A 23,943-nucleotide genomic window follows, 5' to 3' on the forward strand; every position below is an offset into this window, starting at 1 on the left:
GCCGGTAGTCGAGCGCTCATGCCTCGTCCCGCCGGGGACCGCCACCGGAGCTCAGTCGGTACTTCCTGGGCAGGTCCCGGGCCAGGCGTTCCGGGGCCAGAGCGGCCTCCGGGCCGGATGCGGCTGCCGCATGCGGTGCCTCGCCACGTTCGCCACCAGCGGAGCCGTCCGGCTGCACGGCCTTCGAACTGACGTGCCGCGCGGCCACCGCACCACCGCCGGCGCCGCGGCCGACCGCTCGGGTCGCCGACCCGATGGCCGCCCGGCCGAACCGCTCGCGCACCTGGTCCATCACCAGCTCGGCCTGTCGCTGCGCCTCGCCCTGCCCGGTCATCGCCTCCTCCAATGTGGGCTGCTGCACCACGTGCTCGGCGGCGACCAAACCCTCGGCCCGCACGCCGATCAGCCGGATCGGCAGCCCGGCGAGGTCGACCCCCGCCAACAGCTCGCGGGCGGCGAGGTACAGCTCTCGGGCGACGTCGGTGGGCTGGGTGAGGGTCCGCGACCGGTTGAGGGTGCGGAAGTCGGAGGTGCGGATCTTGATCGCCACCGTCTTGGCCATCACCTGCTGCGCCCGCAACCGACCCGCGCACCGGTCGGCCAGGTCGAGCAGCTTGCTCTCCACCTGCCGCAGGTCGTGGATGTCGACGGCGAAGGTCTCCTCCGCACCGACGCTCTTCTCCTCCCGACCCGGGCTGACCGGCCGCGGATCACGTCCCCAGGCCAGGTCGTACAGGTGCGCCCCGGCGGTCTTACCCACCGCCTGCTGGACGGTGCGCACATCGGAGTCGGCGAGTTCGGCCACGGTGCGGATCCCCCACCGCTCCAGATTCGCCGCGGTGCGCTCGCCCACGCCCCACAGCGCGCCGACCGGAAGCACCCTCAGGAACTCGACCGTGGCAGCCCGCGGGATCAGCAGCACCCCGTCCGGTTTGGCGTGGCCGGAGGCCAGCTTGGCGACGAACTTGTTCGCCGCGATCCCGACCGAGCAGGTGATGCCGTGTTCGGCGCGCACCCGCTCCCGGATCATCGCGGCGATCCGGGTCGGTGGACCCAACCGCCGACGCGCCCCCGCGACGTCCAGGAACGCCTCGTCCACGCTCACCTGTTCGACCAGGGAGGTGACCTCGTGCAGCACTGCCATCACCGAGCGGGAGACGTCGTAGTAGGCGCCATGGTCCGGCGGGATCACGATCGCCTGCGGACACAGCCGCTGCGCCACCGCCATCGGCATCGCCGAGTGCACCCCGAAGGCCCGCGCCTCGTAGGTAGCGGCGAGCACCACCGACCGCTGCGACCCACCGACGATGACCGGCCGTCCGCGCAGGTGTGGGCGGCGCGCCAGCTCCACCGAAGCGAAGAACGCGTCCATGTCGACGTGCAGGATCGAGGCGCCCTCCTCCTCGTGACCCCAATCGCGACGCGCGCCCTCGGCCCGCGGACCCCGGCTCATCAGCCCGCGCGGCGGCCGCCGGGCGCCACCGGGTCCGCACCGGACTGCTCGGCCCACGCCTCGAGCTCCGCCCGGACCACGTCCAGGAAGTCCTCGGCGTGGCAGAGCACCTGCTCCGCGCGCTCGTCCGAGACAGCGTCGAACCGACCGGCGTCGACAGCGGCTCGCAGCGCGGCGCCACCCGCGAAGTACGCGGTCCAGCGGGCCAGCTCGGGCATCACCTGGTCCAGCAGCTCCCACACCGTCCGGGTCTGGCGTCGCCGGGACAGCGGCTGCCGTTCCGCCAGTACGGCGGCACCGGCGCGCAGGGCGGCGAGGTGGGCGTGGGCGAACTTCTCCCACGGCTCGGAGGAGAACTGGGCGGCGACCAGCTCGGCATCCGCCCGGGACAGCAGCTCAGCAGTGCGCCCGGACAGCCCCGGGGCCGCGGCCCGTGCGACGTGCAAGGTCCTGACCGACATCCCGCACCTCCCTCTCTCGTCCACCCAGTATCGAACACCTGTTCGAATAGGTCAACACGTACGGTGGGTCCGTGGCCCACCGTGAACCGCGACGTGCGCAAGCTTCCCACCGGGCACCGACACGCCCGGCGGACGCCTGGCCGCGCGGTCCGGTGCCGATCGGTTCCGGCACCGCCGAGCTCGTGGTCACCCCGGACGACCCCACCGCCGTGACCCTGATGGTGAACGGCGTGCCCAGCTCGCACCTCGACCTGGCCGACCCGCTGCGCCTCGACTTCGAGTACATGCAACAGATGGCCGCGGTGCTGGACGCGATGCCCGCCGGGGACGGGCCGTTCCGCGCCGTGCACCTCGGCGCCGCCGGGTGCGCGATGGCCCGCTGGGTGGACGCCCGGCGACCCGGTGCCCGGCAGATCGCCGTCGACCTGGACCCGATCCTGGTCGACCTGGTGCGCGGCTGGTTCGACCTGCCGCGCTCCCCCGCTCTGCGGCTGCGGGCCGGTGATGCCCGCACCCAGCTGGACACCCTGGCCGACGACTCGGCGGATGCCGTGCTGCGGGACGTCTTCGCCGGAGACCGCACGCCGGAGCACGTGACCACGGTCGAGTTCACCGCCGTCGCACACCGCGTCCTGCGACCCGGGGGCGTCTACCTGGCGAACTGCGCGGACCGGCCGCCGCTCGGACTGGCGAAGGACGAGGTCGCCACGGTGGCGGCGGTGTTCGAGCACGTGGGACTGGTGGCCGAGCCCGCGGTGCTGCGTGGTCGCAGGTACGGCAACCTGCTGCTGATCGGCACCGACGACCCGGACCTGCTGGACGACCCGGGGCTGGGGCGGGCGCTGCGCTCCCTGCCGGTGCCGGCGCGGCTGCTGGTCGGCGACGAACTGCACGACTTCGCGCGCCGTGGCGCATCCTTGCGCGACAGCGCCCCGGTGCGCGACGCCGAGGAGTAGCCGGACCGGGTCGGCGGCACCACCCGAGTCGCTGGTCGCCGACCGCCCGCCGGACACAGCACGAGGGCCGCACCCCGGAGGATGCGGCCCTCGTCGAACGATCAGTCGTCAGTGACAACCACTCGCGCGTGTAGCGAGATCAGAGCGGGCGAACCTGCTCGGCCTGCGGGCCCTTCGGGCCCTGGGTGATCTCGAACTCGACTCGCTGGCCCTCTTCGAGGGAGCGGTAGCCCGAGGAGTCGATCGCGGAGTAGTGCACGAAGACGTCGGCGCCGCCGCCGTCCTGGGCGATGAAGCCATAGCCCTTCTCAGCGTTGAACCACTTGACAGCACCCTGTGCCATGTTCTTGTCCTTCTTGTCCATCCGGTGACGGCGCGTGACCCGTGTGGCCTCGAACCGTGCCGCAATGCCAAAACCACGTCCTGCACCGGAGGACCAGCCAAGGCTGGCGGTGCCCGATCGGGAGACCCCGTCCGGACGCCGGTCAAGCGTCAGTACGTCACTGCAACACCGCGATCCTCTCACGGCCGATGGCCCGGCGCTACGTGCATTGCTGACCGGAACGCGACGTTTCGGACAACGTTTTGGTCACGGCGCGGTCACGGAACAACACAGTGATCCCACGACCCGACGGTCAGAGGTCGATGCCCGGGTGTCGTCGGCGCAGGGTCCGCGCGCCGTGCAGCATGCCGACCAGCCCCACCGTCCACGGCAGTGCGACGCAGGCGAAGGCCACTCGGAAGGCGGCCAGGTCGCGCACGCCGCCACCGGCCCGGTCGAGCACCAGCCCGATCAGCAACATGGTGACGAAGGCGCCGATGAACCCGCCGGTGTTGACGAATCCGGTGGCCGCGCCCAGCCGGGACAGCGGATTGCTGGACCGCGCCACGTCGAAGGACACCAGCGAGATCGGCCCACCGACCGCGACCACCACGACGAACACCGCCAGCACCCACCAGGGCACGGGCCGGGACGGCAGCAGCACCGCCAGCCACATCACCCCGATCACCAGCAGGGTCCCGATCGCCAACGGCACCCGCAGCCGCGGTCGGCGACCGACCAGCGCGCCGATCACCGGGCCGGCGATCACCCCGGCGATCACGTTCACCGTCAGCAGAGCGCTGGCCTCCCCGGCCGACCGTCCCTCGCCCTCGACGAAGAACGCGTACCCCCACAGCAGCACGATCACGTGGTTGCTGAACTGACCGGAGAAGTGCATCCAGAACGCGAGTCGGGTGCCCGGTTCGGCCAGGACCGCGCGCAGCGCACCGGGATCACGGGGCGCCGCCGAGGCGGCACGCAGCCGGGCCAGGAAGCCCACCCGGTCCCCCGGCGGCACCGTGTCGTCGACGGCATCGGTGGCGGAGGCCGGTGGGGCGTCCCGGATCACCGCGAGCGCCAGCGCCGACGCCAGCACCCCGACCGCCGCCACCGCGAGGAAGGTGGTCCGCCACCCCTCGGCGTGCAGCAGGGCGACCACCGGGATCGCCGACAGCACCTGGCCCAGCTGACCGATCGAACCGGTGAGCTGGGTGATGACCGGGACCTGTCGGGGCGCGAACCAGGCCGGCACCAGGCGTACGACCGACACGAAGGTCAGCGCGTCGCCAGCACCGACCAGCACCCGGCCAACCAGGACCCAGCTCGCCACAGGGGCCACCGCGAGCACCGCCTGGCCGATCGCCATCACCAGCGCGCCGGAGGCGACCAGCACCCGGGGGCCGTAGCGGTCGAGGAGCACCCCGACCGGCACCTGCAGCGCGGCGTAGACCACCAGCTGGGCGACCGCCATCGAGGCGATCAGCGCCGATGACACCCCGAACAGGTCCCGCACCTCGAGGGTGGCCACCCCGAAGGACGACCGGTTGAGGATCGCGACCACGTACGCCGCGACCCCGACGCCCCAGACGATCAGGGCGCGACGGGGCTGCGGTACGTGGCTCACGTGGGGTCATTCTGCCCCGTGGTCACCGGTCGGTGTCGGGACCCTGTTCGGCGAGGAAGCGCTCGAACTCGGCACCGAGCTCGTCCGCGGTGGGGATGTCGCTGGTGTCGGCCAGGAGGTTGGGCCGACCGATGTTCTTGCTGAAGGCGTCGTACTGCTGCTCCAGGGCGTGCACCACGGCGGCGACCTCCGGCGACTCGGCGACCTGCCGCTCGACCTCCAGCATGGTGTCCTGCGCCGACTCGGTCAGCTCGGCCAGGTCCAGCTCCAGCCCGGTGGCCCGCTGCACCTGCTCCAGCGCCATGATCCCGGCCTGCGGGAAGGACGACTGCGCCAGATAGTGCGGGACGTGCACCGCGAACCCGAGTGCGTCATGGCCGGACTCCCCCAGGCGGATCTCCAGCAGGGTGCTCGAGTCGGCGGGGACCTCGACGGTGCCGAACCAGGGCATGTGGTCGGCGACCAGCTCGGCGCGGTTGGCGTGCGCGGTGACCGACAGCGGCCGGGTGTGCGGGATCCCCATCGGGATGCCGTGGATGCCGACGGTCAGCGGCACGTCGAAGCGCTCGACGATCTGCCGGACAGCGGCCACGTACCGCTCCCACTGCACATCCGGCTCCATGCCGTGCATCAGCAGGAAGGGCACACCGGCCGAGTCGCGCACCAGGTCGACGACCAGCTGGGGCTGCTCGTAGCCGGACCAGCGGTTGGCGTCGAAGGTCGCGGTCGGTCGCCGGGACCGGTAGTCGATCAGCTGGTCGGTGTCGAAGGTCGCCAGCCGGGCGGTGTCGTAGGTGTCCGTGAGGTGCTCGGCGGCCAGCCGGCCGGCGCTGCCGGCATCCATGAAGCCGCGCACGGCGTGCACGAGCACCGGGCCGTCGCCGCCCGCGCTCCGCGCCTCCACCTCGGCGGCCACCACCGGGTCGATGGCGTAGATCTCGCTCGGGTCCAGCATCGGTCCTCCTGGTGAACCTGATTCGGGGTACGCGGCATGTAACGCGCCCACACCGGCGATCCTTCCCACCGGCGTGTTCGCCCGCAGCGCACGGCCACGAACCGGCCACGCACACGGCATAATGGACGGCCGCTCGCCTGGGTCGAGCGCGGTGAGGGCGACAGACGGAGCACGGGTGAATTCCATCGACAAGCAGCTGCGTGCCGAGCAGGACGTGGTGGACGGTCTGTATCGACGGCTGGACGAGTTGCGCGCCCAGACCCGGGACCGGCTGGCGCGAGTGCGGCAGGCGGGTCCCTCGGGCTCGCCGCAGAACCGCTCGGAGCGGGACGCCTTCGCCACGCTGTACGAGGACCGGGTGGCCCGGTTGGAGGCGGTGGAGGACCGTTTGGCCTTCGGTCGACTGGACCTGGCGGGGGGCGAGCGCCGGTACATCGGCCGGATCGGGCTGAACGACGAGGAGCACGCGCCGCTGCTGACCGACTGGCGCGCTCCCGCGGCGCAGGCCTTCTACCGCGCCACCGCCGCACACCCGGACGGCGTCGTGCTGCGGCGGCACCTGGTGACCCGCGGCCGAGCGGTGACCGGGGTCGAGGACGAGCTGCTGGACCTGTCGGCGGTGGACGAGGACGACGACCGACAGCTGTCCGGCGAGGGTGCCCTGCTCGCGGCGCTGGCGGCGCGGCGCACCGGCCGGATGGGCGACATCGTGGCCACCATCCAGGCCGAGCAGGACGCGGTGATCCGCTCGGCCCTGCAGGGCGCACTGGTGGTGCAGGGCGGGCCGGGCACCGGCAAGACGGCGGTGGCGCTGCACCGCGCCGCCTATCTGCTCTACAACCACCGTCGGGTGCTGGAGCGCTCGGGTGTGCTGCTGATCGGCCCGAGCCGCACCTTCCTGCGGTACATCGACCAGGTGCTGCCGTCCCTGGGTGAGACCGGTGTGGTGTCGACGACGGTGGGCGAGCTGTTCCCCGGGGTGGTCGCCACCGGCACCGAGGACGACGCCGTCGCCGAGATCAAGGGCCGCGCCGTCTGGCGCGAGGTGATCGAGCGAGCGGTCAAGCAGCGCCAGCGGGTGCCCGCCGAACCGGTGCGGGTGGTGATCGACGGCCACACGGTGGTGGTCAAGCCCGCCGACGTGCGCGCCGCGATCCACCACGCCCGGCGCGGTCACCGGCCGCACAACCAGGCACGGGTCACCTTCGTGCGGGACATGCTGGGCCGACTGGCCGACCAGTACATCAGCCAGCTGGCGTTCGCGGTGGCACCGGAGGACCGGGGCGAGATCCTGGAGGAGCTGCGCAGCACCCGGGAGATCCGGATCGCGCTGAACCTCGCCTGGATGCCGTTGACCCCGCAGGGGCTGGTGTCGTCGCTGTTCGCCAAGCCGCAGCGCCTGGCCGACGCGGCGGCGGGTGTGTTCAGCCGGGCGGAGCGCCGCCGACTCGAACGCCCGGCGGACGCGCCGTGGACGGTCGCGGACATCCCGCTGCTGGACGAGGCCGCCGAACTGCTGGGCGAGGACGACCAGGCCGCCAAGGCGCAGGCCCGCCTCGACGCCGAGCAGCGCCACCAGGAACTCGACTACGCCCGCCAGGTCCTGCAGCAGTCCGGCAACGCCCTGGTGTCGGCCGAGGTCCTGGCCGACCGCTTCGCCAGCAGCGGCCCGGTGCTGACCACCGCGGAGCGCGCCGCCGCCGACCGGGCGTGGGCCTACGGCCATGTGGTCGTGGACGAGGCGCAGGAGCTGTCGGCGATGGCCTGGCGGATGATCCTGCGCCGGGTGCCGACCCGCTCGCTCACCGTGGTCGGCGACGTGGCGCAGACCTCCACCGCCGCCGGGACCCGGGACTGGTCGGCGGTCTTCGACCGACTGCTGGCCGGGCAGTGGCGGCAGGAGACCCTGACCGTCAACTACCGGACCCCGGCCACCGTGACCCGGGCGGCCGAGGCGGTGGGGCGCGCGGCGGGTCTGCCGCTGACCACCAGCGAGGCCGCCCGCGACGTGCCGGACGCCCTGGTCACCGAGCACGTGGCGGCGGAGGGACTGGCCGCGGCCGCCGCGCGCTGGGCGGTCACCGAGGTCGCCGCCGTCCGGGACGCCTCCGGTGCCGGCCGGGTCGCGGTGATCGCCCCCGCGTCGCTGATCGGCCCGGTGCGGGACGCCCTGGTCGCCGGTGGACACGGGGACCTGATCGGCGCGACCCGGGCAGGGACGCCGGATCTGGACGCCGCGATCACCCCGATGACCGCCGAGCAGTCCAAGGGGCTGGAGTTCGACGCGGTCGTGCTGGTCGAGCCGGACGCGGTGCTGACCGACGGCGGTCCGGGCGACCTGTACGTGGCGATGACCCGGCCGACCACCGCGCTGCGGGTGGTGCACCACCGCCCGTTGCCCGAGGGGTGGCCGTCCGCCTGACGGGACCGGTTTGGCCGAATGGCGGCGGGGGTGCACCCTAAGCGCGTGCTGCGCGCCCTGTTGCTGGAGAATCTGCACCCCCAGGCCCGGACCATCCTGGAGGCCGCCGGATACGAGGTCGAGACCCGGACCGGTGCCCTGGACGAGTCCGAGCTGTCCGAGGCCCTGCAGGGGGTGCACCTGCTCGGGATCCGGTCCAAGACCCAGGTCACCGAGGCGGTGCTGGAGTCCGCGACCGACCTGATCGCGGTCGGCGCGTACTGCATCGGCACCAACCAGATCGACCTGGCGGCGGCCGCCGCCCGCGGTGTGGCGGTGTTCAACGCGCCGTTCTCCAACACCCGCTCGGTGGTCGAGATCGCCCTCGCCGACATCATCGCGCTCACCCGTCGCCTGACCGTGCTCGACAAGTCGATGCACGACGGGATCTGGAACAAGTCGGCCGACGGCTCGCACGAGGTCCGCGGCCGCACGCTGGGCATCGTGGGCTACGGCAACATCGGCACCCAGCTGTCGGTGCTGGCCGAGAACCTCGGCATGTCGGTGGTCTTCTACGACACCCAGGAGAAGCTGGCGCTCGGCAACGCCCGCCGCGCCGAGACCCTGGACGAGCTGCTGGACGTCGCGGACGTGGTCACCCTGCACGTCGACGGCCGCAGCGGGAACGCCGGGATGTTCGGTGCGCAGCAGTTCGCCCGGATGAAGCCGGGCGCGATCTTCCTCAACCTGTCCCGGGGCTTCGTGGTCGACTACGCGGCGCTGCGGGACGCGGTGCTCGACGGCCGGGTGGCCGGGGCGGCCGTGGACGTCTTCCCGGTGGAGCCCAAGCGCAAGGGCGACCCGTTCGAGTCCGAGCTGCGCGGGCTGGCGAACGTGATCCTGACCCCGCACACCGGTGGCTCCACCGAGGAGGCGCAGGAGGCGATCGGCCAGTTCGTGTCCAACAAGCTGCGCGACTACCTGAACACCGGCACCACCACGCTGTCGGTGAACCTGCCGAACCTGACCCTGGAACCGCGACCGGCCGTGCAGCGGATCGCGTACCTGCACCGCAACGTCCCTGGTGTGCTGGCGGCGGTGAACCAGACCCTGGCCGAACACGGGGCGAACATCGAGGCCCAGCTGCTGGCGACCCGCGGCGAGGTCGGCTACGTGGTCACCGATGCCGGTTCGGTGGAGGAGACGGTGCTCGCGGCGCTGCGGTCGCGTCCGGAGAGCATCCGGCTGCGCGTGCTGTCCTGAGCGGTGCTGGCCTGCGCTGTCCTCTGCCGTCCTGGGCAGTCCTGGTCGGCACGGGCCGCCGATCCCCGCTAGCGTCGCGGTGTGAACCGAGCCGCTGACCGTCTTCCCCTCCGCCGGGCCGGCCGCACCGGCCTCCAGCTGCCGGCCGTGACCCTGGGCCTGTGGCAGAACTTCGGCGACGCCACCCCGTTCGCGGACCAGCGCGCGCTGGTACTGGCGGCGGTCGACGCCGGGGTGGTGCACCTGGACCTGGCGAACAACTACGGACCGCCGCCGGGGGCCGCGGAGGAGTCGGTCGGTCGGCTGCTGTCCACCGACCTCGCCCCGTACCGCGACCAGCTGTTGCTGGCCACCAAGGCGGGGTACCGGCAGTGGCCGGGGCCCTACGGCGAGTTCGGGTCGCGCAAGTACCTGCTGGCGTCGCTGGACCAGTCGCTGCGGCGGCTCGGCACCGAGTACGTGGACGTCTTCTACAGCCACCGCTACGACCCGGACACCCCGCTGGAGGAGACGCTCGGTGCGCTGAAGACCGCGGTCGACTCCGGCAAGGCGCTGTACGCGGGCATCTCCTCCTACTCGGCGGACCGGACGGCCGAGGCGCTGGCGGTGGCCGACCAGATCGGGCTGACCCTGAGCCTGCACCAGCCGTCGTACTCGCTGCTGAACCGGTGGATCGAACAGCCCGGGGCCGACGGTCGCTCGCTGCTGGACGTGGTCGGCGAGGCAGGAATGGGCGTCATCGCGTTCTCCCCGCTGGCGCAGGGGATGTTGAGCACCAAGTACCTGAACGGCGTACCGGAGGACTCCCGCGCGGCGACCGGGACGTCGTTGCGCGCGGAGTACCTCACCGAGGAGAACCTGGCACATGTGCGCGCCCTGAACGAGATCGCCGGTGACCTCGGCATCTCCCTGCCGCAGCTCGCGATCGCCTGGGTGCTGCGCGACCAGCGGATCAGCTCGGTGACCCTCGGCGCGCGGACGCCGGAGCAGCTGCGGGAGAACCTGGCGGCGACCCGGATCGACGCGCTCTCCGACGACGATCTGGCCCGGATCGACCAGCACGCGGTCGACGCCGGGATCAACCTCTGGGGCGCGCGGTCCAGCGATCTCTAGGGCCCATACAGGGAAACCTACGGTTGCGTAGGTTATCGTTCGTCACGTGACGAGTTTCGAACGTTCCTGGCACCGGTCCTACGCCCCGTGCGTGTCCGGTGACATCGTGATCCCGGACGAGCCGGTCGGCTTGGCGGTCGAGCGATCAGCCGCGGACTTCCCGAACCGGATCGCCGTCGACTTCCAAGGCGCGACCCTGACCTACGCCGAGCTGGCCGAGCGGATCGCCCAGGGCGCCGCCGCCCTGCACGACCTCGGGGTGCGCGCCGGTGACCGGGTCGCGATCGCTCTGCCGAACTGCCCCTCGCACGTGGTCGCGTTCTACGCCGTGCTCCGGCTCGGCGCCGTGGTCGTCGAGCACAACCCGACCTACTCCGGTGCCGAGCTGGCCCACCAGCTCGCAGACTCCGGGGCGACCGTCGCCCTGCTCTGGCAGAAGGCGGTGCCCGCGGTCCTGGAGCGCCAGGCCGAGACCGACCTGCGCACCGTGGTCGCGGTGGATGTCGCCGCCGACCTGCCGCGCATGAAGCGGATCGCGCTGCGGCTGCCGGTGAAGGCGGCCCGCCAGACCCGCGACGCCCTCTGCGGGCCGGTCCCGGCGGAGATCCCGAGCTGGCACCGACTGGTCGCCGCCGCTTCCCCGCTGCCGAGCGACCACCCGTGGCCGACCGCGCAGGACGTGGCGCTGCTGCAGTACACCGGCGGCACCACCGGGACACCGAAGGGCGCGGTGCTCACCCACCGCAATCTGGTCGCGAACACCGTGCAGGGCCAGGAGTGGACCCAGCACGCGCCCGGCACCGAGACCCTGTACGCGGTGCTGCCGTTCTTCCACGCCTTCGGCTTGACCCTCTGCCTGACCTACGCACCGCGGATCGCCGCCACGCTGGTCGCCTTCCCCAAGTTCGACGCCGCCTCCGTGCTCGCCACCCAGCGCCGCCGTCCCGGCACCTTCCTGCCGGCCGTGCCGCCAATGCTGGACCGGCTGTGCGCAGCGGCGGAGAAGTCGAAGGCGGACCTGTCGTCCTTCCGGTACGCGATCTCCGGTGCGATGGCGCTGCCCGCGGCGACCGCCGATCGCTGGGAGCGGTTGACCGGCGGCCTGGTGATCGAGGGCTACGGCATGACCGAGACCAGCCCGGTCGCGCTCGGCAGCCCGCTGTCCCCCGACCGGATCCCCGGGGCGCTCGGCCTGCCGTTCCCCAGCACGGACGTCCGGATCGTCAGCCAGGAGGACCCGACCCAGGACGTCCTCCCCGGCGAGTCGGGTGAGCTGCTGATCCGGGGCCCCCAGGTCTTCCAGGGCTACTGGAACCGGCCGGAGGAGACCGCCGAGCAGTTGCTCGCCGACGGCTGGCTGCGGACCGGCGACGTGGTGCAGATGACCGAGGACGGCTTCGTGGTCCTGGTCGACCGGATCAAGGAGATGATCGTCACCGGCGGGTACAAGGTGTATCCGTCCCAGGTCGAGGAGCACCTGCGCAACATGCCGGGTGTGCGGGATGTCGCGGTGGTGGGGCTGCCCGGTGGGGACCTGGGCGAGAAGGTGGTCGCGGCGGTCGTCGTGGACGCCGATCACCCGCAGATCGACCTGCAGGCGGTCCGCGACTGGTGTCAGCAGAAGCTCGCCCGGTACGCGGTGCCGAAGGACCTGGTCATCCTGCCGGACCTGCCGCGATCCCAGATCGGCAAGGTGCTGCGCCGGGTGGTGCGGGACAACCTGCTGGCGGCGCTGCCCACCCCGGCCTGAGGCACCCGACAACCGAGAGGCCCGGTCGATCCGCACTGGATCGACCGGGCCTCTCGCTGTGCCAGCTCAGACCGGCAGGTGCTCCGACCACCAGCGCAGCACGTGGTCGAACCGGACCTTGCGGTGCTGCGGGCGGCCGGAGCGGGTCAGCTCGTGGCCCTCGCCCGGGAACAGCAGCAGCTCGGCGGGCACGCCGCGGCGCTTGAGCTCGACGAACCAGCGCTGCCCCTGCTCGACCGGGCACCGCCAGTCCTGCTCGGAGTGGATCACCAGCGTCGGCGTCGTGACCCGGTGCACCTGGGCCATCGGCGACTGGGCCGCGACCGCCGCACGGTCGGCGTCGGTGTCACCGTCGCCGAGGTACTCCAGCCCAAAGAACCAGCCGATGTCCGAGGATCCGACGAAGCTCACCGGGTCGAGGAAGCCGCGCTCGACGATCGCCGCCTGGAACCGGTCGGTCTGCGTGGTCAGCCAGGCGGTCATGTAGCCGCCGTAGGACCCGCCCATCACGCCGACCCGCTCCCCGTCCAGCGCCTGGTCGGTCAGGGCCAGGTCCAGCAGCGCCAGCACGTCCACCGCATCCACGGTGCCGAATGCCTGCCGGATGCTGCGCCCGTGCTCGCGGCCGTATCCGGCGGCGCCGCGCGGGTTCCCGTAGACCACGGCATAGCCGCGCTCGGCCAGGGTCTGCACCTCGTCGAAGAGCCCGACGGTGTACTGGGCGTACGGGCCGCCGTGGATCATCAGGATCGTCGGGTGCGGTCCGGCGCCGAAGCGCTCCGGGTCGGGGGTGACCAGCCAGCCGTGCACGGGATAGCCGTCCGGCGCGGTGCCGTTCAGCTCGCGCGGCGCCCGCAGCCGCCCGGTCTCCCGCAGCGGTGCCGACCAGTCGGTGAGCCGGCGCTCGACTCCGGTGCTCAGGTCGATGGCGTGCACCTCGCCGCTGGTCAGCGGGCCTGCCGCCGAGGTCACCACGGTGCCACGGGCCTGGTCGGCGCCGTGGGCCACCAGGCCGGTCAGCAGGTCGCGGGAGCTGCCGTCGCGGCGGATCTCCCGCAGGCGGACGGTGCCGCGGTCCAGTTCCCCGACCAGCACCCCGTCCTCGGTGGCCGCGAAGGTCCCCGGGTCCAGGTCCACCGCGTCGGCGTCGGTGAGTCGCAGCGGCACGCCGTCGGCACGGGGACCGTCGGCGCCGTCGGTCAGCGGCAGGCGGAACAGCCCGGTCTGCGCGGCGACGAAGTCCCGGCCGTTCGGCCCCATGTCCTGCGCGAGCAGCCACAGGCCACTGCCGTCCGTGGCCTCCAGCGCGGCGGCCACGGCCAGCGTGCTGCCCTGGTCGGCATCGGTGAGCGGGCGCAACGCGTGGTCCGCGTCGGGCCGCACGTCCACGGCGGACACGTCCACCCGCAGGTCCTCGTCCGCACCGGCGTGCCGGGCCGCCACCACGGCGACGTGCGCGGAGTCCGCGAGCCAGGCGACGTCGTTCACCTCCAGGTCGGTGGTGATCTGTCGCGCTTCCGGCCGGTCGCCCTCCCCGGGCTGGGCGGGCAGGTCGATGACGAACAGCTGCGGCTTCTTGTCCAGCGTGAAGCCAGCACCGTCACCGCGGTAGGTGTAGGTGGTGATGTGCCGCGGCGCCTCGGCGGCGGGGTCGCCGTCCGGGAGGTAGCGACCCTCCTCCGGCACCCGCGCCAGGTAGGCCAGCATCCGGCCGTCCGGGGAGAACCGCAGCGCCGAGACACCGAGGGGCACCTCGGTCAGCTGCACCGGCTCGCCGCCCTCGGCCTCGACCAGGAACACCTGCGGGCGACCCTTCGGCTCGGTGCGCAGGAAGGCGATCCAGCGGCCGTCCGGGGAGAAGCGCGGCGCCGTGTCGCGGTGACCGCGGGTCAGCGGCGTCGGGGCGGCGCTGCCGTCGGTGGGCAGCCGCCACAGTCGCCCGACGTACTCGTCGGCGGCCAGGTCGGGGGCGGTGCGGGCGACCACGGTCCAGCGCCCGTCAGGGCTGATCGCGGGAACACCGGGGGTGTGCAGGAGGTCAAGGTCAGCGGGGATCACCCGATGACCGTAATACCCCTGACCGCACGGCCGCGCACGGGTCGCCGTTCAGTCGGTCGTCGCTGGCGCGGTGTCCTCGTCGGCGTCGGCTCCGTCGGCCCGGCGCGCCTCGGCCTCCTCGTTCTCGGCGCGCAGCGCGGTGATCGCCGCCTCGAAGTCCTCGAGGGAGTTGTACGCCTGGTACACGCTGGCGAACCGCAGGTAGGCGACCTCGTCCAGTTCCCGCAGCGGTCCGAGGATGGCCAGGCCGATCTCGTACGCGTCCAGTTCGGCGGAACCGGAGGCGCGGAGCGTCTCCTCGACGCGCTGGGCCAGGACCGCCAGGTCGTCGTCGGAGACCGGTCGACCCTGGCACGCCTTGCGCACGCCGCCGACGATCTTCTCCCGGCTGAACGGCTCGGTGGCGCCGGAGCGCTTGACCACCGAGAGGCTCGCGGTCTCCAGGGTGGTGAAGCGACGGTTGCACTGCGGGCACTGCCGACGCCGACGAATCGACAGACCGTCGTCCGAGGTCCGGGAGTCGACCACCCGAGAGTCCGGGTGCCGGCAGAACGGACAGTGCATGCGTGCCTCCTCCTCGCGCCACCCACCCGGTTCACCGATGGGCGGGGGTCACTGTACCGGGCGGAGACCGGCACAGGACGCCGCCTGCCCTACCGGCGCGCGGCGGTGGCGAGGCATTTCCGGGTCGACGCCCTCCGGACAGACGACGAGGGTGGCCGCGTGTTCTCGCGGCCACCCTCGGTGGGACGCCCCCGTCCCGTCACGCCGTGGCGACTCGCCTCGCCTCAGCGTTGTAGATCACGCGCGGCGACACTGTCACCAGTGCCGAAATCGCGTCCCTCGGGGCGAGCCCCCCAGCCAGCCGTCGAGGTGGCACCACAGTAGAGCGCGCTCCCCGAATTACGCAAGCAGCGACTTTCGTAATCTCACCGTGACCCCGGATGAACCGCTCCGACGCCTGTCAGGCGTCAGCGGTCGGGCATCCAGGGCAGGGCGTCGGGGGTCGAGTCAGGGGCAGGACGTCGCGGGTCGGGCGTCAGACGTCGGCCGGGAGCAGGAGCACCTGCCCGGCGAGCAGCGAGGTGTCGGCCAGGTCGTTCAGCCGCTGCAGCTGGAGCACGACGTCGCGGACGTCCTCCCCCGGCTGGGCCACTCCCTGCGCGATGCTCCACATGGTGTCGCCGGTCTGCACGGCGTAGGTCTGCACCTCGACCGCCTGCTGGGGCGACTCGGCCACCGCACGGCCGCCCATCACCCCGGCGACCGCCAGCAGCAGACCGAGGGCGACCACCACCACCCGACCGCGCCGGGTCAGGCGCAGCCGGCCGTCCGGAGCGGACTGCGACGCGACGGGCCGGGGCCGCGGGTGCGCGGTGGATGCGACGGGTGCGGTGACCCGGGTGCGTCGCACGGGGGCGACCTGGCCGATGATCCGCGGCTGCGCTGCGATGGTGCTCATAGCCACCACTTCCCTCCTGCCACCCTGGCTGGGTGACCGTCCGTCCGGTCGAGTCGAACAGGTGTTCGTCGAACGCTTGTACGAAGACTGCCACGATCCGGCGGGAAATGTCGAGACACGATCGAACACATGTTTGATCCGGCGCGTCCCGACCCCTAGGCTCGGGGCACTGGGAACACCCGATCACGAGGCACTGACACGCCCGCCGATCGCCCGCTCACCAGGGCGGTCGTCCGGCACGGCGGCCCGGGACCGGCAGTGGGCACGAAGGACGGAGAGGCGCATGGCACCGAAGGCGACCGAGGACGAGGCCGAGATCGGTCTCGGCGACGGCCTGACCCCGCGGCAGCGGCTGGTGCTGGACACCGTGCGCGCCTCGGTGGAGAGCCGTGGGTACCCGCCGAGCATGCGCGAGATCGGCGACGCCGTCGGCCTGACCAGCCCGTCCAGCGTCAAGCACCAGCTGACCGCCCTGGAGCGCAAGGGCTACCTGCGCCGCGACCCGAACCGACCCCGGGCGATCGAGGTCGTCCAGCCGGACGACTCCCGGCCGGTCGGAGCGCTGCCCGGCGCGCTCACCAGCCTGATCGGCGACGAGGACACCGCTGCCCGGGAGGGTGCACCCGCCGCCGCCTACGTGCCGGTGGTGGGACGGATCGCCGCCGGCGGCCCGATCCTGGCCGAGCAGCTGGTGGAGGACGTGTTCCCGCTCCCCCGGCAGCTGGTGGGCGAGGGCGAGCTCTTCCTGCTCAAGGTGGTCGGCGACTCGATGGTGGACGCCGCGATCTGCGACGGCGACTGGGTGGTCGTCCGCCGCCAGCCGGTCGCGGAGAACGGTCAGATCGTCGCCGCCATGCTGGACGGCGAGGCCACGGTGAAGACCCTCAAGCGCACCGACGGGCACGTCTGGCTGCTGCCGCAGAACCCGGCCTACTCGCCGATCGACGGCGACCAGGCGCAGGTCCTCGGCCGCGTGGTGTCCGTGCTGCGCAGCCTGTAGGCCACACCGTCCGATTAGGGGATACCGGAGCATCAGGGCGTCCGGGACTGGCACGCTTCACCCTTGTGACCACTGCACCTGCACCCGTCAGCATCCTCGGCACCGGCTCCGTGCTGCCGCGGCGCGAGGTGACCTCGCTGAGTCTGGACCAGCGGTTCGGGCGTGAGCCCGGGACGTCCGAGCGGCGTTCCGGGGTCCGGGTCCGGTACTGGGCCGACGGGGCCGACCCGGCGGAGACCAGTTCCGGGCTGGCGACGGCCGCGCTGGTCCGCGCGCTGGACGCCGCGGCGCTGACTGTCGACGACCTGGACGCGGTGATCGTCAGCGCGGTGGCACCGCAGCAGCCGATGCCCACCACCGCGGTGCTGGTGCTGGCCCAGCTGGGCGCGACCGGCGGCCGGTGCGAGGCCTTCGACCTGAACGCCTCCTGCGTCGGGTTCCTCACCGGCCTGGACCTGGCCACCACCGGGATCACAGCGGGACGCTGGCGGCGGGTCGCGGTCGTCGCGAGCGAGCTGGCATCGCCCGCCCTCAATCACGAGGACCCCGAGTCCTCCGCGCTGTTCGGCGACGGTGCCGCGGCGGCGGTGCTCGGCCCACCCGTCGGCGACTCGGCGGTGCTGGCCCGGCATTCCGCCGTCTGGCCGGAGGCGTGGCAGGCGTGCCGGATCGAGTCCGGCGGCACCCGGTACAACACGATGCGACCCTCCCCCGACCCCGGTGACCAGTTCTTCCGGATGGACGGTCCGGCGTTGCTGCGGGCGGTGGCCCGGGCGATGCCGTCCTTCGTCCGGGAACTGGACCGCCGCCTGGGCGGTGTGCGGCCGGACGTGGTGATCCCACATCAGGCGAGCGCTGTCGGGCTGCGCTACCTGCGGGAGCGGTCGGGGATCAGCGCCGACCGGGTGGTGGACATCCTGGCCGATCACGGGAACCAGGTCTCCGCCTCGATCCCGACCGCGCTCGACCACGCCGTGCGGTCCGGGCAGCTGCGCCGAGGCGACACCGCGCTGTTGCTCGGCACCGGGGCGGGCCTGAGCCTGTCGGCTGCCGTGGTGCGCTACTGATGGCGCGGGTGGAGCTGCTCACCGCGGGCTGGACCGAGCATCCCGGAGCGGTGGCCCGGCGCGGCGCCGGATGGGCGCCGGTGCGGTTCCCGGCACTGGTCGCGCTGATCGAGCACCCCCGGGGCCGGGTGCTGTTCGACACCGGGTACGCGCCCCGCGTGCCCCGGCTGCTGCGGCGCGGGATCGACCGGGTCTACGGCACGCTGCTGCCGGTGCACCTCGACCCGGCGCAGTCGGTGCCGGCGCAGCTGCACGCCCGCGGCCTGGACGCCGCGGACATCGACTGGGTGGTGCTGTCCCATCTGCACGCCGACCACGTGGGCGGACTGCTCGACTTCCCGACGGCGCGGGTGGTGGCCGATCCGGGAGCAGTGGCGCAGGCCCAGGCGTTGCGCGGACTGGGACGGTTGCGGCGTGGGGTGGTCGGTGGCCTGCTGCCGCCCGACCTGCTCCGGCGGGTGGTGGACCCGGCGACCCTGCCGGTAGGGAGCACCGACGACTGGGCGCCGCTCGGCCCCGCCCACGATCTGCTCGGCGACGGGGAACTGCAGGTGCTGCCGTTGCCCGGACATGCGCCGGGACACCTCGGGCTCGCGGTGCGTACGCATGTCCCCGCGCACCCCGAGCTCCTGCTGATCGGGGATGCCGGGTGGCACGCCCGCGCCGTCAGCCACGGTGAGCTGCCCCACCCGGTGACCCGGATCGCCACCGAGGATCCGACCGGATACCGGGCGACACTCGCACAGCTGGGCGACCTCGCCCGACGCCGCCCGGGCCTGATCGTGCTGCCCTCGCACGATCAGGCGGCGATCGACACCGCGCGCGGGCTGCTGGCATGAGTCGGGCGCGGGTGCTCGCGCACTACCTGCGCGCCCGTCGCCGCCGGTTCGCCGACCGCGAGGCGGTGGAACGCTGGCAGCGGCGCCGCCTGCGCCGGGTGCTCCGGCTGGCACCCTCCCGGTACGCCTTCTACCGCGAGTGGGGCGGTCGGCCGCTGACCGAGCTGCCGGTGGTGGACAAGGCCGAGGTGCTGGCGCACTTCGCCGAGCTGAACCGGCGGGGCCTGGACCTGGAGACCTGCCTGGCGGCGGCGCGGGCCGCCGAGCGTGGGCGGGACTTCGGGACCGAGCTGGCGGGCCTGAGCGTGGGGCTGTCCTCCGGCACGTCGGGTCGGCAGACCGCCTTCCTCACCTCGGCGGCCGAACGCGACCGCTGGGCCGGTGAGGTGCTGGCGAGGGCGCTGCCGGACGGCCTGCTCGCCGGTGCCAGGATCACGCTGGTGCTGCGCGCGGGCGGCCCGCTGTACGCGGCGGTGACCGGGGGCAGGATCAGCTTCCGCTTCGTCGACCTCGCGCTGCCATTGGACCGGCTGCTGGCCGAGATCCGGGCCGGGGACCCGACGGTGCTGGTGGCGCCCCCGTCGATCCTGGTGCACGCCGCGACGCTCGGCCTGCGTCCACGACAAGTGTTCTCGGTGGCGGAGGTGCTCGACCCGGAGGACGAGCGGACGATCAGCGACGGCTTCGGCGTGCGGGTGGGACAGATCTACCAGGCGGCGGAGGGCTTCCTCGGGATCAGCTGCCCGCACGGGACGCTGCACCTGAACGAGGACCTGCTCCGGTTCGAACGCGAGGAGCTGGGCGACGGGCGCTGGGTGCCGGTGGTCACCGATCTGGTCCGGGACTCCCAGGCGGTGATCCGGCGCAGGCTGGGTGACGTGCTGGTGGACGGCCCCGCCTGCACCTGCGGGAACCCGATGCGCACCGTGAGCGCCATCGTCGGGCGCGCCGACGACGTGCTCTGGTTGCCGGCGCGGGAGCGGGCGGGGTCGAGATCGTTCCATCCGGACTTCGTGCGGGCGGCCGTCCTGCGCACCGCCGGGGTGCTGGACTTCCGGCTGGTGCAGACGGCGCCGGACACGGTGCGGCTGGCGGTGGTGCCCGCCGCACGTTTCGCGGCGGCCGCGCGGGAGCTGACGGCCGACCTCGACGCCGCCGGGATCGGTGCGGTCAGGATCGAGGTCGGGGAGCTGACGGCGCAGGACCCGTTGGTCAAGCGCCGTCGGGTCACGCGCGCGCCGGGGGTCCCGGCGGGCGAGGCGTCCGCCCGGTGACCCGGAACAGGGTCTGGGCGGTGGCGGTCACCGGGTCGTAGCCGGCCGAGGCCGACCGCAGGGCGTCCAGTCGGCTCCGGTCGCCGCTCGCCACCCGGGCCAGCGCGGCGGGCACCTGGGACCACCTCCGGACCCGGACGCCGGCACCGGCGGCGTCGATCCGGGCGGCGAAGTCGAACTGGTCGTAGTCCTGGGGCAGCACCACCGCCGGGACACCGGCCTGGATCGCGGCATAGGTGATCCCGGCCCCACCGTGGTGCACCACGGCCACGCAGCGGCGCAGCACCCGGTCGTAGGGCAGGTGACCGTAGACCTGGAGGCCGGTGCGGTCGACGATCGGCGGTCGACCCCGGCGGGCCGCCTCGCCGAGCGAGACCACCACGGTCGTCCCCGGGATCGCCCCGACCAGGGCCGCGGCACGCTCCGGCAGCTCGTCCTTGGCCCAGCGCAGGTGGGTGCCGAGGGTGACCAGCACCAGCGGTCCCTCGGCCAGACCAGGCGGGTCCGGGGTGGGTTCCACCGTGCCGGTCACCGGTCCGATCATCCGGAACGGGGCGGGCCAGTCCCGGTCGAACTCCAGCTCGGTCATGCCCAGACCGAGGATCGCGGTCGGCGAGTAGGCGGCCTCGCTGCCGTCCGGGCGGTACACCTGGGCGCCCGCCGCCGCGAACCGGCTGCGCAACACCCGGGACATCCCGCGTTTGGTCCATCGGGTCACCGATCGGCCGGCCGCGTCGCGCATCCGGTGTCCGGCGTGCCGGGCCGGTCCCCACCCGCCGCAGTACGAGGGGGTGCCGGCGCGGGTCTCCAGGGCGAAGGGGGTGGGCATCGTGGTCACCCAGGGCAGCCCGTGCCGTTCGCCCACCATCCCCGCCACCGGCGCGGTGAAGTCCGCCAGCACCGCGTCCGGTCGGTGCCGGGTGATGGCGGCGTCGATCTGCTGCGCGGCGCCGGGGAACAGGTCCAGATTGGCGGCCAGCTGCTTGACCAACGACAGCGGACGCGACCGGACCGGGCCCGGGGTGTCGGAGATCCGGTCGAAGACGCCGGGGTCGTCGGGGAACAGCGGGACGACCGGCAACCCGAGTTCGGTGACCAGCGGCGCCTTGCTGACACCGGTGACCACCACCGGCTCGATCCCGAACCGGCGCAGCCCGAGGCCGAGCACCAGCAGCGGGTGCAGGTGCCCGGCGAACGGCGGCGCAGCCACCAGGATCCTCATCGCGCTGCCTCCCCGGCCCAGTCGCGGATCGTGGCCAGCGCCTCCGGCGATGCGGTGGCGGACAGGTGCCCACCCGGCACCGTGCGGTCGGAGCGGCCCGGGTAGCCGAACGCGCTGATCGCGTCCCACCGACCGCGCAGCACCCGCACCCGCCACGGAGCACCGGGCAGCCGTCCCACCGGACCGACGCCGATCACCTCGACCCGCAGGCCGGGTGGCAGCTCCAGCAGCGGCGCGGCCGACGACAGCAGCCGGGCACCGGCCGATCCGGCGAGCACGATCAGCCGTCGCCGGGTGCCGGTGACCAGGGGTTGCAGGCCGGCCGCCACCTGGGCCGCCAGCCCACCACCCGGGCGGCCCGCCAGGAACTGCCCGGCGTTGCGGATCGAGGCCCGGAGCAGGGGCGCTTGCACATACCGGGCGGCCGGATCGGGCTCGTCCCATGGTTGCCCGACCCGCACGGTCGACCAACCGAGCTCGGCCAGCGCGTCCAGCACCCGGTGCTGGACCGGTGACAGCAGGGCCGAGCGCGGGTCGCTGCGTCCGGTCAGCCAGAGCGCCCGAGCGTCGACGGTCATCGCCGCGCTCCCTCGGCGCGGGTGGCCGCGTCCCGGCCGCGGGGTGTCAGGAACCCGCTGCCGACGGCGACCGAGCGGCCACGCCAGCGCACCCGGCGCGGGCCGAGCACCGCCGCCAGGGTCAGCACCGGCGTCAGCAGCGCCGCCACCGGGAGCAGGGCGGAGCCGGAGCGCGGCCCGCCGGTCAGTCGACGCGCGACCGCCGCACCGGTCAGCACCGCTCCCAGCACCCCGGCCGTCGCGCGGGGCGAGCGGGCCAGCGCGGCGGCGGTCAACCCCACCGTCGGCAGCGCGGCGGGCAGCACGGCGGCGGCGAGCACCCGTGGCGTCCCGTCGTGCCGGATCACCTCGGTGCCGAACAGCAGCCACCGGCGCATCAGCCGCAGGTACTCCCCCGGTCCGGACACCGTGGTGGCGACCTCGGCCCACTGGGTGGTCTGCACGATCCGGCCACCGGCCGCCCTGACCGCCCGTGCCAGCGCGTAGTCGTCACAGGTGGCACCGGCGATCACGCCGAGACCACCGATCCGGTCCAGCGTGCCGCGGTCGATCAGGAGCACCATCCCGTTCACGGTGACCGGGTCGTCCGCGAGCGGCAGATAGGTCAGAGCGGCCGAACCGTTCACGAAGGCCGCGACCAAGCGGGACCACGGGCCGCCCTGCTCCCGGTAGCGCGGCAACCCGGTCACCAGCCCACCGTCAGCACCCTCGGTGCCCCGGCCATCGAGAGCGGTGACAGCACCGAGAGCACCACGCAGTCGGGCCAGGCCCCGCGGTGGCAGCACGGTGTCGTCGTCGATCAGGGCGACCGGCCCCGGTGCCGCGACGGCGGGGGCGATCAGCTTGTGCACCTTGGGGTTGACCCCCGGTGGCGGCGGTGCGCACCGCAGCACCCGGACGTGCGCCTGGCCGCGCGCGGCCTGATCGGCGGCCGCGATGCCGTCCGGGTCGTCCTCGTCGACCAGCAGCTCCACCCGGGCCGGGGCCAGGGTGCGCACCGACGCGGCCAACGAGGCCGCCAGCAGCGGGTCGCCGGAGCGGATCGGCACCAGCACCGTGACATCGGTCGGTTCGGCACTCGGCGCGTCGGAACCCGCCGCGATCCGAGCGGCGGCGGACCGGCCCCGCCAGCCGGTGAGCAGCACCGACCCGGCCGCCGCCCACCAGGCGACCGCCTCAGCTGTACGCATGCACGATCCGTCGCACGCCCTCGTCCAGCGACACCGCCGGAGCACCCAGGTCCCGCACCGTGCTGCGCACGTCGAAGGTCTTGGACCGGGACAGCACGCTGACCCCGAACCGGGTGATCGGCGGCTCACGCCAGTCGAGCAGGGTCGCCGACACCTGCTCCGCCAGGGCAGCGGCCGCTCGCACCACCCGGGGCGACACCCGCACCGTGCGTGGCTGGGCCCCGAGCCGGTCCAGCACCTCCAGGACGAACGGGTACAGCCGCACCGGTGCGGCATTGGTGAGGTTGTAGGTCCCGACGGTTCGGCGGGCCACCGCCTCGGTCAGGTAGTGCGCGCAGGTGTGGATCTCCACCAGGTCGATCGTGACCGGCCGGGCCGGGTCCTCCATCCGGGGCAGCACGCCGCCCTGGGCCAGCCGCAGGATCCGCGGCAGCAGCACGGTGTCCCCGACCCCGAACACCGCCCGGGGCCGCAGCACGGCGAGGTCGCCGTCGTAGCGGGCGGCCACCCGCTCGCCGATCGCCTTGGTCCGGGCGTAGACGTTGATCTGCTCCGCGTCCGGGACGACCGGGCTGTGCTCGGAGAGGTCGAACTGATCCGCGTCCCGGTAGAGCACCGAGGTGCTCGACACGTGCACCACGTGCGGTCGCCCGTGCGCGCGGGCCCAGCGGATCAGGTGCCGGGTGCCGTCGACGTTCGCCGCGACGAACTCCGCGGACCGCGCCCACGGCGACGACAGCCCGGCGCAGTGGATCACGGCGTCGACGTCACCGGGGATCGCGTCGGGCACCAGCGGCCGGGCCAGGTCGTGCCGGACGTAGTCGTCGACCGGGGTGGTGGGCCGGGGCGCGCGCCCCAGACCCACCACCTGCCAGCCACGCTGCCGGGCGTCCGCCACGACCGCCCGGCCGACGAACCCGTTCGACCCCGTGACAAGAACGCGCATGCCCGGAGC

The 23,943-nt window shown here is 73.4% G+C and carries 21 protein-coding genes; 9 read left to right on the forward strand and 12 right to left on the reverse strand.

Annotated elements, in window-relative coordinates:
• Positions 1–16: 16 nt before the first annotated feature.
• Positions 17–1,453, reverse strand: a complete 1,437-nt coding sequence (locus HGK68_RS09870; protein WP_169165810.1) for a DNA polymerase IV — start codon at positions 1,451–1,453, stop codon at positions 17–19.
• On the reverse strand, positions 1,453–1,914 hold the full coding sequence (locus tag HGK68_RS09875; RefSeq protein WP_169165811.1) for an SAV_6107 family HEPN domain-containing protein: 462 nt from the start codon (positions 1,912–1,914) through the stop codon (positions 1,453–1,455). The genes HGK68_RS09870 and HGK68_RS09875 overlap by 1 nt, the downstream gene beginning before the upstream one ends.
• A gap of 152 nt (positions 1,915–2,066) precedes the next feature.
• Between HGK68_RS09875 and HGK68_RS09880 the strand changes: the two genes are divergently transcribed.
• Complete coding sequence (locus tag HGK68_RS09880) at positions 2,067–2,870, forward strand: spermidine synthase (RefSeq protein WP_169165812.1); 804 nt, start codon at positions 2,067–2,069, stop codon at positions 2,868–2,870.
• Between the two features lie 139 nt (positions 2,871–3,009).
• On the opposite strand, the gene HGK68_RS09885 is transcribed toward HGK68_RS09880, so the two are convergent.
• The 3 genes from HGK68_RS09885 to HGK68_RS09895 form a co-directional block, all read right to left on the reverse strand.
• The gene (locus tag HGK68_RS09885) at positions 3,010–3,213 is read right to left on the reverse strand and encodes a cold-shock protein (RefSeq protein ID WP_154731012.1); all 204 of its coding nucleotides are present in this window, start codon (positions 3,211–3,213) and stop codon (positions 3,010–3,012) included.
• 292 nt (positions 3,214–3,505) lie between these two features.
• Positions 3,506–4,816, reverse strand: coding sequence for an MFS transporter (locus HGK68_RS09890; protein ID WP_169165813.1), 1,311 nt, complete (start codon positions 4,814–4,816; stop codon positions 3,506–3,508).
• A 22-nt stretch (positions 4,817–4,838) separates the two neighbouring features.
• Complete coding sequence (locus HGK68_RS09895) at positions 4,839–5,771, reverse strand: proteasome assembly chaperone family protein (RefSeq protein ID WP_169165814.1); 933 nt, start codon at positions 5,769–5,771, stop codon at positions 4,839–4,841.
• 175 nt (positions 5,772–5,946) lie between these two features.
• On the opposite strand from HGK68_RS09895, the gene HGK68_RS09900 reads away from it, so the two are divergent.
• The 4 genes from HGK68_RS09900 (at position 5,947) to HGK68_RS09915 (ending at position 12,298) form a co-directional block, all read left to right on the forward strand.
• On the forward strand, positions 5,947–8,193 hold the full coding sequence (locus HGK68_RS09900) for a HelD family protein (RefSeq protein WP_246260264.1): 2,247 nt from the start codon (positions 5,947–5,949) through the stop codon (positions 8,191–8,193).
• 45 nt (positions 8,194–8,238) lie between these two features.
• Positions 8,239–9,435 (forward strand): phosphoglycerate dehydrogenase, encoded by a 1,197-nt coding sequence (gene serA / locus HGK68_RS09905; RefSeq protein WP_169165816.1) that lies wholly within the window; start codon positions 8,239–8,241, stop codon positions 9,433–9,435.
• Positions 9,436–9,582: 147 nt separating this feature from the next.
• Positions 9,583–10,548 carry an aldo/keto reductase gene (locus tag HGK68_RS09910; protein ID WP_281358343.1) on the forward strand — a complete coding sequence of 322 codons (966 nt, stop codon included), beginning with the start codon at positions 9,583–9,585 and terminating at the stop codon, positions 10,546–10,548.
• A 46-nt stretch (positions 10,549–10,594) separates the two neighbouring features.
• Complete coding sequence (locus tag HGK68_RS09915) at positions 10,595–12,298, forward strand: AMP-binding protein (protein ID WP_169165818.1); 1,704 nt, start codon at positions 10,595–10,597, stop codon at positions 12,296–12,298.
• Positions 12,299–12,364: 66 nt separating this feature from the next.
• Here the strand turns inward: HGK68_RS09915 and HGK68_RS09920 are convergent, their stop codons facing one another.
• The 3 genes from HGK68_RS09920 to HGK68_RS09930 all read right to left on the reverse strand — a co-directional run bounded on the left by HGK68_RS09920 (position 12,365) and on the right by HGK68_RS09930 (position 15,818).
• On the reverse strand, positions 12,365–14,356 hold the full coding sequence (locus HGK68_RS09920; RefSeq protein WP_169165819.1) for a S9 family peptidase: 1,992 nt from the start codon (positions 14,354–14,356) through the stop codon (positions 12,365–12,367).
• 48 nt (positions 14,357–14,404) lie between these two features.
• The gene (gene nrdR / locus HGK68_RS09925; RefSeq protein WP_169165820.1) at positions 14,405–14,920 is read right to left on the reverse strand and encodes a transcriptional regulator NrdR; all 516 of its coding nucleotides are present in this window, start codon (positions 14,918–14,920) and stop codon (positions 14,405–14,407) included.
• Positions 14,921–15,395: 475 nt separating this feature from the next.
• Positions 15,396–15,818, reverse strand: coding sequence for a LysM peptidoglycan-binding domain-containing protein (locus HGK68_RS09930; RefSeq protein ID WP_169165821.1), 423 nt, complete (start codon positions 15,816–15,818; stop codon positions 15,396–15,398).
• Positions 15,819–16,101: 283 nt separating this feature from the next.
• Here HGK68_RS09930 and lexA point away from each other — a divergent pair, with 283 nt between their 5' ends.
• The 4 genes from lexA (at position 16,102) to HGK68_RS09950 (ending at position 19,998) form a co-directional block, all read left to right on the forward strand.
• Positions 16,102–16,818, forward strand: coding sequence for a transcriptional repressor LexA (gene lexA, locus HGK68_RS09935; protein WP_169165822.1), 717 nt, complete (start codon positions 16,102–16,104; stop codon positions 16,816–16,818).
• A 65-nt stretch (positions 16,819–16,883) separates the two neighbouring features.
• Positions 16,884–17,885, forward strand: a complete 1,002-nt coding sequence (locus HGK68_RS09940; RefSeq protein ID WP_169165823.1) for a 3-oxoacyl-ACP synthase III family protein — start codon at positions 16,884–16,886, stop codon at positions 17,883–17,885.
• Positions 17,885–18,724 carry an MBL fold metallo-hydrolase gene (locus HGK68_RS09945; protein ID WP_169165824.1) on the forward strand — a complete coding sequence of 280 codons (840 nt, stop codon included), beginning with the start codon at positions 17,885–17,887 and terminating at the stop codon, positions 18,722–18,724. Before HGK68_RS09940 ends, HGK68_RS09945 begins: the two co-directional genes overlap by 1 nt.
• The gene (locus HGK68_RS09950) at positions 18,721–19,998 is read left to right on the forward strand and encodes a F390 synthetase-related protein (RefSeq protein WP_169165825.1); all 1,278 of its coding nucleotides are present in this window, start codon (positions 18,721–18,723) and stop codon (positions 19,996–19,998) included. The genes HGK68_RS09945 and HGK68_RS09950 overlap by 4 nt, the downstream gene beginning before the upstream one ends.
• Here HGK68_RS09950 and HGK68_RS09955 read toward each other — a convergent pair.
• From HGK68_RS09955 to HGK68_RS09970, 4 genes are read right to left on the reverse strand one after another with little or no spacing between them, the layout of a single operon-like run.
• Positions 19,952–21,220: a glycosyltransferase gene (locus tag HGK68_RS09955; protein ID WP_169165826.1), complete on the reverse strand. Its 1,269-nt coding sequence runs from the start codon at positions 21,218–21,220 to the stop codon at positions 19,952–19,954. The genes HGK68_RS09950 and HGK68_RS09955 overlap by 47 nt on opposite strands.
• Positions 21,217–21,798, reverse strand: a complete 582-nt coding sequence (locus HGK68_RS09960; protein WP_169165827.1) for a hypothetical protein — start codon at positions 21,796–21,798, stop codon at positions 21,217–21,219. The genes HGK68_RS09955 and HGK68_RS09960 overlap by 4 nt, the downstream gene beginning before the upstream one ends.
• Entirely contained in the window at positions 21,795–22,988 is a 1,194-nt protein-coding gene (locus tag HGK68_RS09965; protein ID WP_169165828.1) for a glycosyltransferase, read from the reverse strand. The genes HGK68_RS09960 and HGK68_RS09965 overlap by 4 nt, the downstream gene beginning before the upstream one ends.
• Positions 22,975–23,934 (reverse strand): NAD-dependent epimerase/dehydratase family protein, encoded by a 960-nt coding sequence (locus HGK68_RS09970; RefSeq protein WP_169165829.1) that lies wholly within the window; start codon positions 23,932–23,934, stop codon positions 22,975–22,977. The genes HGK68_RS09965 and HGK68_RS09970 overlap by 14 nt, the downstream gene beginning before the upstream one ends.
• Positions 23,935–23,943: the final 9 nt, after the last annotated feature.

This window comes from Cellulomonas taurus, assembly GCF_012931845.1.
GTDB lineage: Bacteria > Actinomycetota > Actinomycetes > Actinomycetales > Cellulomonadaceae > Cellulomonas > Cellulomonas taurus.